This window comes from Mucilaginibacter jinjuensis (assembly GCF_028596025.1).
Lineage (GTDB): Bacteria > Bacteroidota > Bacteroidia > Sphingobacteriales > Sphingobacteriaceae > Mucilaginibacter > Mucilaginibacter jinjuensis.
The window spans coordinates 4,825,361-4,838,057 of sequence record NZ_CP117167.1; the positions used below are offsets into that span (position 1 = coordinate 4,825,361).

The following is a 12,697-nucleotide window of genomic DNA, read 5'->3' on the forward strand; positions in this document are numbered from 1 at the left end:
AAAATCTCTTTATGAATCAGCAATTCAATAACAAAACTGCGCTTATTGTAGGCGGTAGCAGTGGCATGGGTAAAGCAACAGCTAAACTATTGTTAGAACAGGGTGCAGAGTGGGTAGCCATTATCGGCCAATCTCAAACCAAATTAGATGAAGCACAACAAGAACTTTCAGCTTACGGACAGGTAAAAACTTTTAAGGCCGACTTAACCAATTGGGTCGATGTAGAAAAGGTTATCGACTATGTTAAAAACCTTAATCGTACCGATTTACTGGTAAATGCGGCAGGTGTATTTAACCCTAAAAGTTTTATTGAGCACACCACCAGCGATTACGATAAATACCTCGACTTAAACAAAGCCACTTATTTTATAACCCAGCAGGTAGTAAAAAACATGATTGCGCATCAATATGGCGCTATTGTTAATATCGGTTCTATGTGGGCTAAACAGGCTATCCTGGCAACGCCGTCATCTGCCTACTCTATGGCTAAGGCAGGCTTGCACAGCTTAACACAGCATTTGGCTATGGAACTGGCCAGTAGCCACATCAGGGTAAATGCGGTATCGCCGGCTGTTGTGGTAACGCCTATTTATGGCGCTTTTATCGAAAAAGATAAAATTGAAGAAACCCTGCAAGGCTTTAACAGCTTCCACCCTATTGGCAAAGTTGGCAGGCCCGATGATATTGCACAAACCGTCTGCTTCTTGTTATCAGACCAGGCATCATGGGTTACCGGTGCTGTTTGGGATATAGACGGCGGTGTAATGGCAGGCCGTAATTAATAGCTTTGTTTGATATAGATAAAAGCCGCTGAATTGATCAGGCGGCTTTTATCTATATAATTCTGCCAGTTTAGCGTAAATACTTTCAGGTAACAAACAATATTGCTACTTTACATGGGCTTGCACAAACAAGCAGCATATATTTACGTTCAACTTAAAAAGGCCACCATCACAACTTAATCCATACCGGCCTTTAATGCTAAACCTATGGCAAAGCAAACTAATAAAACTAAAACAGAACCAACAGTTAAAAAATCATCAAAGGGCGCTGATGCAGCTCCGTTTCCTGAAACTGAACCTATAAAAACACCCAAACCGGCTGCTACCAAAAAAGCTGCATCGAAACCAACCGAAGCCGGTAAAATATCAACTCTTAAACCTGCCAAGGCACCAAAAAAGGTAAAGACAGTTGCAGAAGATGGTAACCCAACGGAAGCGCTAACCATTACCGGCGACCACGCTGGCTATATGGAATTCTATACCCGCTTTACCGATTTTGATATTGCTTTATTTAAATCGGGCAAACACTTTAAGTTGTACGAGAAACTGGGTTCGCACGTGGTAGAGCATCAGGGTGTAATTGGTACTTACTTTGCAGTTTGGGCACCTAATGCCAAATACGTTTCGGTGATTGGTAACTTTAACTATTGGAGCGCAGGTTCTCACCCGCTGAATGCCCGTTGGGATGGCTCGGGTATCTGGGAGGGTTTTATTCCGCACATAGGTAATGGCGAGGTTTATAAATATTTTATCAACTCAAATACAGGCGAAGACCTGCAAAAAGGCGACCCATTTGCCCTGCGCTGGGAAATACCGCCAAGCACCGCATCCATCGTAACCGACACTTATTATGAGTGGAAGGACGAGGAATGGATGTACGATCGCCGCCAAAATAATAGTCTGCACAAACCATACTCGGTATACGAAGTACACATCGGTTCGTGGGCACGCAGCCCCGAAAGCCCGGATGAGTTTTTGAATTACCGCCAACTGGCCGATAAACTGGTGCCGTATGTTAAAGAGCTGGGCTTTACACACGTAGAGTTTATGCCGATAATGGAGCACCCCTATTATCCAAGCTGGGGCTATCAGATCACAGGGTATTACGCTGCATCATCGCGCTATGGCTCGCCGCAGGATTTGATGTATCTGGTAGAAGAATTACACAAAGCAGGCATAGGCGTTATCCTGGACTGGGTTCCATCTCACTTCCCGGGCGATGCGCATGGCTTATATAATTTCGATGGGACACATTTATATGAGCATGCCGATCCAAACAAAGGCTTTCACCCCGATTGGAAGTCATACATTTTCAATTACGGCCGAAATGAAGTCCGCGCGTTTTTAATCAGTAATGCCTTCTTTTGGCTCGACCGTTACCATGTGGATGGTTTACGTGTTGATGCTGTGGCATCTATGCTTTACCTCGACTACTCGCGCAAGCATGGCGAATGGGAACAAAACGTTTTCGGTGGAAATGAAAACCTCGAGGCGATTTCTTTCCTCAAAGAATTCAATGAGGCCGTTTACCAGCATTTCCCGGATGTACAAAACATTGCCGAAGAGTCTACTTCGTTTACCGGCGTTAGTCGCCCGGTATATGCAGGCGGCTTAGGCTTCGGCATGAAATGGATGATGGGTTGGATGCACGATAGTATCAAATATTTCAGCGAAAACCCGGTTCACCGGAAGTATCATCACAACCAGATCACCTTTAGTTTGATCTACGCCTTTACCGAAAACTTTATGCTGCCTTTCTCGCACGATGAGGTAGTTTATGGCAAAGGCTCTATGCTGGGCAAAATGCCGGGCGACGATTGGCAACGTTTTGCCAACCTGCGTTTGCTTTACGGCTATATGTTTACACACCCGGGCACAAAACTGTTGTTTATGGGCAGCGAGTTTGGCCAAAGCGGCGAGTGGAATTATCAGCACTCGTTAGACTGGCATTTACTGCAGTACGATAGCCATAACGGCATTAAAGAAACAGTTAAAGGCCTCAACCAGTTATACAAAACCGAGCCAGCCTTGTACGAAAAACAATTCGACTGGCATGGTTTCGAGTGGATTGATGGTGGCAATGCCGACGACTCCATCCTCGTTTACGTGCGCAAAGGCAACGATGCAAAAAACGACCTGGTAGTTGTATTAAATATGACCCCTGTTGTGCGTTACGATTTCCGTATCGGCGTACCAGCGGCTGGCCAATGGAAAGAGATATTCAACTCAGATCAGGAAGCATATTGGGGTAGCGGCATTATCAATTACGATGCTGTAAACTCTGAAACTGAAAGCTGGCATGGCCGCGAAAATTCGATCCGTATTACTGTGCCACCACTGGCTGTATCGATATTTAAAAAACAAGGATAATTAGGATGACAAATTCGAGATTCTTTTATCTATATCTAATAGGAGGCATTATAGCGCTTGCATTGTTGATTTACAACATTGCAAGCACCTACCCCGCCGTTCAGTTTACATCAGTTGCGTTAGAAGTCTTTATGGTGATTGTGTTGTTTTATCTGGCTAATAAAACTTATCATGAGAAAAAGGATAAGGAAATGATGTAGTTTGATTTCGGATTTCGAATGTTCAATTTCGAATTTATCCTCCTCAGCACAATTCCAATTCGATTAGGATAAATATATCCATGTATTTAACTCCGAAATTGAACATTCAACATCTGAAATGACGCAGGATCATGTATCTTTAAGGTAAATTCGAAATTGAAAATTCGAAATCCGAAATACGAATGAAATATTTTAAGGCTATCTTTTCTGTTGCTGTAACTTTAGCGCTGATCTGGGCTTTGCAACATCGGTTTGAATTACTTAGCAATTTACCTCTTGGTAATTTCTTAAACCCTGCCAATGGCTTCTGGCAAAACTCGGAAAGCAAACACATTTTAGTTGCTGAAGATTTAAAGATCGAAGGCTTACAGCAGCCGGTTACCATCCGGTTTGATAGCAATATGATCCCGCATATTTTCGCGAAAAACAATCATGACCTTTACCTGGCACAAGGCTATATTACCGCCCGCGACAGGCTTTGGCAAATGGATATTCAAACCCGCAGTGCATCAGGCAGGTTATCAGAAGTGGTTGGTCCCAAAGCACTGGAGGTCGACCGTTACCACCGCCGCATGGGGATGGTTTATGGTGCCGAAAATACATTAAAGGGAATGATGAAAGACCCTGTAATGCGTGAGGTTATTAATGCTTATACCGAAGGGGTTAACAGTTACATCCGCAACCTAAGTCCGCGCGATTACCCGATAGAATTTAAAATACTGGATTACGCGCCTGAGGAGTGGAAACCCATTAACTGTGCATTTCTCTTAAAATTAATGTCTGAAACGCTGGCTGGTGGTTCCGACGAGTTTTTGATGACCAGTACTTTAAAAAAATTCGGCGCAGCAACAGTTAAAGACTTGTTTCCTGATTATCCTTTCCGCGAGGATCCGATCATCCCTGTAGGTACTAAATGGGATTTTAAACCACTGCCTATCCCCCAACCATCAAAAACTTTCCTGGCCGAGCAAAGCGATATTAAAACCATACAAAAGGTGGAAGGCATTGGTAGTAATAACTGGGTAATTGCAGGCAGTAAAACAGCCAGCGGCTACCCTATTCTGGCTAATGATCCGCATTTAAATTTAACGCTGCCATCTATCTGGTATCAGATGCAACTGGAGGCACCGGGCGTAAATGTTTATGGTGTTACTTTGCCGGGAGCTCCTTGTGTGGTTATTGGTTATAATAACAAAATTAGCTGGGGTGTAACCAATGTTGATGCGGATGTACTGGATTGGTATCAGATTAAATTTAAGGATAACACTAAAAACGAATATTGGTACAATAACAAATGGAATAAGGTTACCCGCCGTGTGGAGGTAATTAACATTCGTGGCGAAAAACCTTTATATGATACCGTTTTGTACACGCACCACGGCCCGGTGGTTTATGAAAACGCAGGCAAAAAACCTGCTGATTCCTATGAAAATATCCCAGTGGGCACTGCATTACGATGGATAGCGCACGATGAATCAAACGAGTTTAAAACTTTCTACCTACTTAACCGCGGTAAAAATTACGACGATTATCGCGAAGCATTAACTTACTATACGGCTCCTGCGCAAAACTTTATTTTCGCCAGTGCCGATAAAGATATTGCCATTACACCTAATGGTAAGCTACCGTTAAAATTTAAAGATCAGGGCAAATTTATTCTGGATGGCACCGACCCGGCTAACGACTGGCATGGCTGGATCCCGGCATCACAAAACCCTACGGCTAAAAACCCGGCGCAGGGCTATTTAAGTTCGGCCAATCAATCGTCTACCGATCCGAGCTATCCTTATTATATCAACTGGCAATTTGGCCCTTATGAGCGTGGCAAACGCATTAATACCCGACTGGCTGCTATGCAAAAGGCTACTGTTGATAGCATGCGTGTATTGCAGACTGATAACTACAGCATTTTTGCACAAGATGTATTGGCCGAAATGTTGAAATATATCGACCCTACAAAACTGGATGAAACACAGATCCAGGTACTCAACATCCTTAAAAGCTGGAACAAAAGGTTTGACGCCGATGAGGTTGGCGCAACCATTTTTAATACCTGGTGGCTCAACTTTTACACCCAAACCTGGCAAGATCAATTTGGGAAACTTACTGATAATAACAATTTGAAATGGCCAAGCCGCGACCGTACAGTACAGCTGTTGCTGAAAGACCCAACATCCAAATGGTTCAATAATACTAAAACTCCCGTAGTAGAAACAGCTGGTGAGGTTTTGAGTAATTCTTTCGCAGCAACGGTTAGTCAGTTAATGCATAAGTATGGCAAACCGGGCAACAGCAAATGGCAATGGGGCAATGTAAAAGAAACTTACATTAACCACCTGGCCAATATTCCGGGTTTTGGTTTAGGGAAGTTTAAAGCCGGCGGAACAGGATCAACTGTAAATGCATTGGTAGACGGACACGGCCCGTCATGGCGCATGGTAGTGCAACTGGGGCCTAACGTAAAAGGCTACGGTATTTTCCCCGGTGGCGAATCTGGTAATCCCGGAAGTTACTTTTACGATGATATGCTAAAAACATGGCAGGATGGTAAGCTGAATGAATTACTGTTTATGCAATCGCCAAACGAGCAATCGAACAAAATAAAATCAACCTTAACTTTAAGCGCTAAATAATGCTGTTTGTAATCATATTCATTGCCACCTTTTGCAGCGGGTTTTTATTTACCTGGTGGGCGGCTGCCATTATTGCTTTTGTAGCCACTATTTACGCAGGGAGAACTGCGGCACAATCGTTTTGGTCGGGCTTTCTAGCAGTGGCTGCGGTTTGGGGGGTACATGCTTTATTGAAAAGTGTGCCGAATGATCATATCCTGGCCGATCGCGTTGCCAAAATGGTTCACCTGCCGGGCTGGATCTGGTTATTGGTTATCACCATGCTGATCGGTGGTATAGTGGGCGGTATGTCGGCTTTATCGGGTTTATTGGTTAAACGAGCCTTTACCCATGTGTAATAAATATTCAATTTCTTAAAATACAAATGGCCACGATAACTATCGCGGCCATTTGCTTTTAGTTTAGTGAGGGCTTATTTAGAAGCATGCTTGGTAGCATGTTTCTTTGAAGCTTCTTTAGCATGTTCGCCAGCTTGTGTATGATGGCCTTGTGCTTTTTGTGCATGGTGAGCGGCTTTCTCGTCGTTACCTTCTGTGTGTTCTTTGTGTGCAGCACGATGGCTTTTTGCAGCTTCATCATGGTGTTTAGCCGCGTCTTCGTGGTGGCTGTGTTTAGTGTTTGGCATTATTTTATAATTTAAGTTTATTGTCTCTACTCAACTACTCAGACGAAAATAAGTTTCATATTTATTATTTTTTAATTAATAATTATAGTTTAAATTAATTAAAGATGTAATTATGATGATGTTATAGTTTTCAGAAGGCATCTTATGATTATTATCTTTGTACTGTGCAAAAGCCCAATCAGCAACAAATATTTTCTATCAGCAATAGGCGGCAGTTTGACGAAACCGCCTTACAGGTTTTCAGGTTTCAGGCCGAAAACAATGCCATTTACAGCCAGTTTATCAGGGGCTTAAATATTGATCCGGCTTCGGTTAATGATATTTATAAAATCCCTTTTTTGCCGGTAGAATTCTTTAAATCGCAGGAGATTGTAAGTTCTACAGATGAAGCTCAGGTTACCTTTACAAGTTCGGGCACTACGGGGATGATTACCAGCCGTCATATCGTAACCGATGTAAGCTGGTATGAGCAAAGTTTCCGGCGTGCGTTCGAGTTGTTTTATGGCGACATCCGCAATTATTGTGTGCTGGCCCTGCTCCCATCCTACTTGGAGCGCGAGGGTTCATCGCTCATTTATATGGCCGATGACCTGATCAAACAATCAGAAAACCCGGATAGCGGTTTCTATCTCTATAATCACGAAGACCTTTATCAGCAATTACAAAAACAGCAATTGGCAGGTAAGCCAACGCTATTGATTGGCGTTACTTTTGCCTTGCTGGATTTTGTTGAGCAATATCAAATCGACTTCCCCGAACTCATCGTAATGGAAACCGGTGGTATGAAAGGCCGACGAAAAGAGATGATCCGCGAGGAACTGCATGAAACGCTGAGTAATGGTTTCGGTGTTAAACATATCCATTCGGAATATGGGATGACGGAATTACTTTCGCAAGCCTATTCAAAAGGTGTAGGTATTTTCAATTGTCCACTCTGGATGAAGATCATTTTGCGCGATACCAACGACCCAATCACTACGCTAACAGGCAATCGAACAGGCGGTATCAACATCATCGATCTGGCTAATATTAACTCCTGCTCGTTTATTGCAACGCAGGATTTGGGTAAGATTTATGCCGATGGTTCGTTTGAAGTATTGGGCCGCTTTGATAATGCCGACATTCGCGGATGTAATTTGCTGATTGCTTGATGTTAGCTCATAATTTTAATTATTTTTGCCCCGGTTTATAAAATCAAACTCAACATGATCGATAAATTTTTAAGTGACCAGCAGGAACCTAAAGCAGTTGAAAAAGTATATTCACGCTTAAGGGAGTTATTGCCTGTTGGCGAAGAAACCCTATATATTGCCACCCAGAAAAAACCTTTGGTAAACATTTTGCCAGATTGTATTGCGGTTACCAACAGGCGTGTGCTGTTTTTTACCCCTGCAAACCTGGGCCTGTCTATCAAATTTCTGGACTTTACCTGGAAAGATATTGCCGATGTAAACGTTAAGGAAGAAATTATCGGCGCGGTATTTACTGTTACCACCACTAAAGGTGCCGAAATGGGTGTTGATTATTTGCCTAAAGTACAGGCACGCAAGCTTTACCAATTCTCGCAGCAATGCCGTGAAGAAGAGCGCCGCCGTGTAGAAAGACAAGAAGGCCATATCATCAATATTTCTGAACCACAGCAGCCGGTTGCACAACAACCAGTAGCACCTGCGCCAGTTGCCCCGCCAGCACCTGCACCCATACCTGAGCCAGTACATGTACCGGAACCTGTTGTTGCAGCAAAGCCAGATGAGCTGACCGAAAAATTGAAAAAACTAAAAGTGCTTTTCGATAACGGTTTAATCTCTCAGGAAGAGTACAACGCTAAAAAATTAGATTTACTAAGCGATTTTTAATCGACTTATATGATAAAAAGAAAGCCCTTAGAGATGATCTAAGGGCTTTCTTTTTATATCGAAAAAGCTAATTATTCAGCAATAATCAAAAAGTAGTTTTTCTTTCCTTTTTGTGCGATCAGGAATTTACCGTTGATCAGATCAGCAGAGCTAAATGTTTGCTCAGTTGAAGCAATCTTTGTTTTATTCATGGCAGTACCACCAGCCTGGATCATTTTTTTAGCCTCTCCTTTTGATGGGAATACCACTGTTTTGGCAGCCAGTAATTCTACAGCGTTAATACCTTCTGCCAGTTCTGATGTAGAAACGGTGTAGTGTGGAACGCCTTCGAATAAACCTTTAATCTCGTCATCATTCAGCTCATTCAAAAACTCGATACCAACGTTACCGAATAAAAACTCAGACGACTTGATGGCTTTCTCATAAGCCTGCTCGCCATGTACACGGATGGTAATATCTTTTGCCAATGCTTTTTGCAATGCACGCTGGTGTGGCGCTTGCTCATGCTCGGCCTCTATTGCAACAATTACATCCTGCTCAAACAGGGTAAATATGCGGATATAGCTTTTAGCATCAACATCGGTAGTGTTTAACCAAAACTGATAAAAATTGTATGGCGATGTTTTAGCCGGATCTAACCAAACCGCGCCGCTCTCTGTTTTACCGAATTTAGTACCGTCTGCTTTTTTAATCAGCTGGGTAGTTAAGGCAAAAGCCTCACCCGCATCTTTACGACGGATAAATTCTGTACCGGTTACAATGTTACCCCACTGGTCGCTACCGCCCATTTGTAACTGGCAGTTTTTATGTTTCCACAAGTAGTAAAAATCATAACCCTGCACCAGTTGGTAAGTAAACTCTGTGAACGACATCCCGGTTTCTCCCTCCAGGCGTTTCTTTACAGAATCTTTAGCCATCATATAGTTAACGGTAATGTGTTTACCTACATCGCGGATAAAATCAAGGAAGGTAAAGTTCTTAAACCAATCATAGTTGTTAACCATCTCGGCACTATTGGCACCGCTTTCAAAATCTAAGAATTTAGCCAGTTGCTTCTCTACACATTCTAAATTGTGCTGTAATATATCTTCAGATAGTAAATTACGCTCTGCAGATTTACCAGAAGGATCGCCCACCATACCGGTTGCACCACCTACTAACGCGTAAGGCTTATGGCCAGCACGCTGAAAGTGGATCAAAGTCATGATTTGGGTTAAGTGGCCCACGTGCAATGAATCGGCAGTAGGATCAAAACCAATATATCCTGAAGCCATGCCTTTATTCAGCATTTCTTCGGTACCCGGCATAATCGTATGCAACATGCCACGCCAGGTTAATTCTTCAACAAAGTTCATTATCGTATAAATAAGGATTGCAAAGATAGAATAATGAAGGTAAAATTGGGAGAGTGGTTCGTTTTTGAGTGCATTTCCTCCTCGCACGTCATTGCGAGGAACGAAGCAATCGCGAACAATACAGAGGCTGTGCTTTAATTAGTGTTTAAGGTAACGATCAACGTCTGTGCTTTGAGATTAACGTTAGTCTGCTCATAGCCGCAGGGGCTTAGTTACTTTTTCTTGATAAAAAGTAACCAAAAATCAAGAAAGAAAAAAGCTCCACCGCACATATCCACTTCACGGCCACGCTTTTCTTTCACCCCCACGCTCCTTTTGATTGTCCTAATGTTTTCTTTCCAGATTTTTTATCTTGCTTCTTGACTCTATATTCTTGCTTTTTCTTCTAACGTCGGCAAACAGCTTCGGCCAAAAGCGGGCAGAACATTGGTGGCCTGTGCGCCGGAAAGAGGCATTGGAGATTTTGCAGAAGGGTTGGATTGAGCGAACGCAAGTAGGGCAAAAGATCCCGGCCTGTGTGTTCTGAATGCTTGCGTGGTATGGCCTTGTGTGAAAAGAAGCCTTTTGCCGATGAGCCTTTTGGTTACTCCTATGTTTGTATTCTAATTAAGTGAAGAAGAGTGAGAGCAGGTTTGGTTACAAACAGCAATTACAAGCATGTTCACACAAAGATACTGCCTCCTCTTTTTTGCCTTTTAGCGTCTGAACAGAATGTAAGGCGTATGGTATATCTATACAGCCAGTATATCCACCAGGAGAAAAGACGAAGGAAGGTTATCACTTAAGGTTTAAACTTAGCGAACACATGATCAATCTACTCAAACAAACAGTCGGAATCGACGTGGCAAAGGATGAATTAGTTGTATCACTTGGTCAAATGGACCAGGATACCAATATCGAACTGATCGCCGGCAAAACATTTAGTAACAATAAGAAAGGCTTTTCCCAACTTATACAATGGACAGAGAAGCTATTTTCAGATCAGGTAAAGATACTTTATGCGATGGAAGCCACCGGGGTTTATCATGAAGCCCTGGCTTATTATCTTTCAGATCGGGGAGACTTGGTAAGTATTATATTGCCGAACAAGATCAGTAATTATGTAAGAACACTTGATGTTAAGACGATCACGGACAAAAGCGCGTCTCAGGCGATAACCAGGTTTGGCCTGGAAAGGAAGCTGGAGATTTGGCAGCGGCCCAAAAAAGTATTCAAAGACTTAAGGCAGCTGACCCGTGAGCGGGACCAATTGATAGGCGAACGTACTATGCTTAAAAATCAGCTACACGCTGAACTGGCAGAAGCTTTTCCTAATGAAAGAAGTATTAGCAGGGTTAATGAGCGGATAACATTACTCAACAGACAGGAGAAAGACATCAAAGCAGAACTGGCAGAATTAATAAAAAATGATCCGCAATTGGTTAAGCAGGTTAAGACCATTACCTCCATACCCGGCATAGGAACCCTCACAGCAGTAACCGTACTTGCTGAAACGAATGGTTTTGAACTCATCCGAAGTAAAAAACAATTGGTCAGTTACGCCGGGCTCGATGTCCAGGAAAAGCAATCCGGAACTTCTGTAAAGGGCAAACCAAGGATATCTAAAAAAGGGAACAAACATTTGCGAAAGGCCATGCATTTGCCCGCATTGGCTGCTATAAGAAACGATGAACGCTTTAGGGCTGTATTCGCCAGGTTAATAGCTAAGCATGGGATCAAAATGAAAGCCATAGTAGCCATACAGAGAAAGCTGCTGGAGCTAACTTATATCATTGCAAAGACTGGTCAAATTTATGACATTGGATACCTGCACAAAGCAATTGAAATACCATTTTAAAGAGTTAGGGCGATACAACTAAAAAGTTGACCGCCCTAAACAAGCTGACATAAGCCGCCTTTAATAAAACAAATGTAAAATATATTTGATACTTAACACAGAATCTTTGTGGCTACAAAGTAACAAGCCAACCCGCGGCGATTGAGCGGGACTGACTTTAATAATGCCATAACTCATTCATAATAGTTCTGCATTACCCCAGTTACTACTAATCGGTCTGAGATTGCTTCGTTCCTCGCAATGACGTGTGAAGATAAAAGGCAGATCAGTAAGCATACTTTTAACAAAATCATCACACAAAACCCACACTAAAATTTCCATATCCGTTTTTAAATGGCTATTTTGCCTATGCTGTATGAATTTTCTATCTCATTTTTATTTCGACAAGGATACCACCGATTGTTACCATGTATTAGGCACTGTACTGCCTGATCTGTTGAAGAATGCAGATAAATCAATCATATTGCATCCCGAAAAACTGCGCCACCCCGATAACCGGATCCAAAGTTTAATTGGCGGCTGGCAAAAGCATTTGGATGTGGACAGGTATTTCCACTCATCCGATTTTTTCAAATATCATTCGCATCAGCTCAAACTGGCTTTGTTGCCGGCATTGGTTGGGTCGCCGGTTAAGCCGTTCTTTTTGGGGCATATTGCATCAGAACTGATATTGGATAACCTGCTGCTTACCACAGGTGAAATTACCGTTGATGGTTTTTACGATCACCTGGATGGCTGTGAACGCCACATCATTTATGAATTTCTGATCTACAGCGGGATGAAAAACCCCGATGTTTTCATGAAGTTTTTCGAAGGCTTTAAAAAGAGCCGCTATCTGCATACCTATATCGATACCGCACAGGTAGCCTATGCATTGAAAAGGATTTGCATGCGCATATGGCATCACCCCTTCACTCCCGAACAGGAAGCCGAAATGAGCCATATTATTGTAGATTACCGCCTATTGATGGAACCTGTGTTTGTGGAAATATTCGATCAGATTAGCAACAGCCTTACGGTGCAATCTAATTAAGAACTT

11 protein-coding genes are annotated in these 12,697 nt (G+C 42.7%); 9 read left to right on the forward strand and 2 right to left on the reverse strand.

The genetic code is table 11. From position 1 onward, the window contains the following. Window positions 1-11: 11 nt before the first annotated feature. The 5 genes from PQO05_RS20820 (at window position 12) to PQO05_RS20840 (ending at window position 6,323) form a co-directional block, all read left to right on the forward strand. Window positions 12-782 carry an SDR family NAD(P)-dependent oxidoreductase gene (locus PQO05_RS20820; protein WP_273629378.1) on the forward strand — a complete coding sequence of 257 codons (771 nt, stop codon included), beginning with the start codon at window positions 12-14 and terminating at the stop codon, window positions 780-782. Window positions 783-1,250: 468 nt separating this feature from the next. Beyond that, window positions 1,251-3,152: a 1,4-alpha-glucan branching protein GlgB gene (gene glgB / locus PQO05_RS20825; protein WP_273633542.1), complete on the forward strand. Its 1,902-nt coding sequence runs from the start codon at window positions 1,251-1,253 to the stop codon at window positions 3,150-3,152. Between the two features lie 5 nt (window positions 3,153-3,157). Then, window positions 3,158-3,352 (forward strand): hypothetical protein, encoded by a 195-nt coding sequence (locus PQO05_RS20830; protein WP_273629379.1) that lies wholly within the window; start codon window positions 3,158-3,160, stop codon window positions 3,350-3,352. Window positions 3,353-3,534: 182 nt separating this feature from the next. After that, on the forward strand, window positions 3,535-5,985 hold the full coding sequence (locus PQO05_RS20835) for a penicillin acylase family protein (RefSeq protein WP_273629380.1): 2,451 nt from the start codon (window positions 3,535-3,537) through the stop codon (window positions 5,983-5,985). Continuing rightward, a complete protein-coding gene (locus tag PQO05_RS20840) occupies window positions 5,985-6,323 on the forward strand; it encodes a hypothetical protein (protein WP_273629381.1) in 339 nt (112 codons plus the stop codon). The genes PQO05_RS20835 and PQO05_RS20840 overlap by 1 nt, the downstream gene beginning before the upstream one ends. A gap of 74 nt (window positions 6,324-6,397) precedes the next feature. On the opposite strand, the gene PQO05_RS20845 is transcribed toward PQO05_RS20840, so the two are convergent. Beyond that, a complete protein-coding gene (locus tag PQO05_RS20845; protein WP_273629382.1) occupies window positions 6,398-6,610 on the reverse strand; it encodes a hypothetical protein in 213 nt (70 codons plus the stop codon). A 164-nt stretch (window positions 6,611-6,774) separates the two neighbouring features. On the opposite strand from PQO05_RS20845, the gene PQO05_RS20850 reads away from it, so the two are divergent. Both PQO05_RS20850 and PQO05_RS20855 read left to right on the forward strand, forming a co-directional pair. Further along, window positions 6,775-7,761, forward strand: a complete 987-nt coding sequence (locus PQO05_RS20850) for a long-chain-fatty-acid--protein ligase (protein WP_273629383.1) — start codon at window positions 6,775-6,777, stop codon at window positions 7,759-7,761. Between the two features lie 54 nt (window positions 7,762-7,815). Next, window positions 7,816-8,466, forward strand: a complete 651-nt coding sequence (locus PQO05_RS20855) for a PH domain-containing protein (RefSeq protein WP_273629384.1) — start codon at window positions 7,816-7,818, stop codon at window positions 8,464-8,466. Window positions 8,467-8,537: 71 nt separating this feature from the next. On the opposite strand, the gene tyrS is transcribed toward PQO05_RS20855, so the two are convergent. Continuing rightward, window positions 8,538-9,821: a tyrosine--tRNA ligase gene (gene tyrS / locus PQO05_RS20860; RefSeq protein ID WP_273629385.1), complete on the reverse strand. Its 1,284-nt coding sequence runs from the start codon at window positions 9,819-9,821 to the stop codon at window positions 8,538-8,540. 805 nt (window positions 9,822-10,626) lie between these two features. Between tyrS and PQO05_RS20865 the strand changes: the two genes are divergently transcribed. Both PQO05_RS20865 and PQO05_RS20870 read left to right on the forward strand, forming a co-directional pair. Then, window positions 10,627-11,658, forward strand: coding sequence for an IS110 family RNA-guided transposase (locus PQO05_RS20865; protein ID WP_273629386.1), 1,032 nt, complete (start codon window positions 10,627-10,629; stop codon window positions 11,656-11,658). 355 nt (window positions 11,659-12,013) lie between these two features. Further along, entirely contained in the window at window positions 12,014-12,691 is a 678-nt protein-coding gene (locus tag PQO05_RS20870) for a hypothetical protein (protein WP_273629387.1), read from the forward strand. Window positions 12,692-12,697: the final 6 nt, after the last annotated feature.

What these genes read in the sequence shown, in the direction of transcription:
- PQO05_RS20820 (WP_273629378.1), top strand. Translation starts at nt 12, where the DNA reads ATGAATCAGCAATTCAATAACAAAACTGCGCTTATTGTAGGCGGTAGC.
- glgB (WP_273633542.1), top strand. Translation starts at nt 1,251, where the DNA reads ATGGAATTCTATACCCGCTTTACCGATTTTGATATTGCTTTATTTAAA.
- PQO05_RS20830 (WP_273629379.1), top strand. Translation starts at nt 3,158, where the DNA reads ATGACAAATTCGAGATTCTTTTATCTATATCTAATAGGAGGCATTATA.
- PQO05_RS20835 (WP_273629380.1), top strand. Translation starts at nt 3,535, where the DNA reads ATGAAATATTTTAAGGCTATCTTTTCTGTTGCTGTAACTTTAGCGCTG.
- PQO05_RS20840 (WP_273629381.1), top strand. Translation starts at nt 5,985, where the DNA reads ATGCTGTTTGTAATCATATTCATTGCCACCTTTTGCAGCGGGTTTTTA.
- PQO05_RS20845 (WP_273629382.1), bottom strand. Translation starts at nt 6,610, where the DNA reads ATGCCAAACACTAAACACAGCCACCACGAAGACGCGGCTAAACACCAT.
- PQO05_RS20855 (WP_273629384.1), top strand. Translation starts at nt 7,816, where the DNA reads ATGATCGATAAATTTTTAAGTGACCAGCAGGAACCTAAAGCAGTTGAA.
- tyrS (WP_273629385.1), bottom strand. Translation starts at nt 9,821, where the DNA reads ATGAACTTTGTTGAAGAATTAACCTGGCGTGGCATGTTGCATACGATT.
- PQO05_RS20865 (WP_273629386.1), top strand. Translation starts at nt 10,627, where the DNA reads ATGATCAATCTACTCAAACAAACAGTCGGAATCGACGTGGCAAAGGAT.
- PQO05_RS20870 (WP_273629387.1), top strand. Translation starts at nt 12,014, where the DNA reads ATGAATTTTCTATCTCATTTTTATTTCGACAAGGATACCACCGATTGT.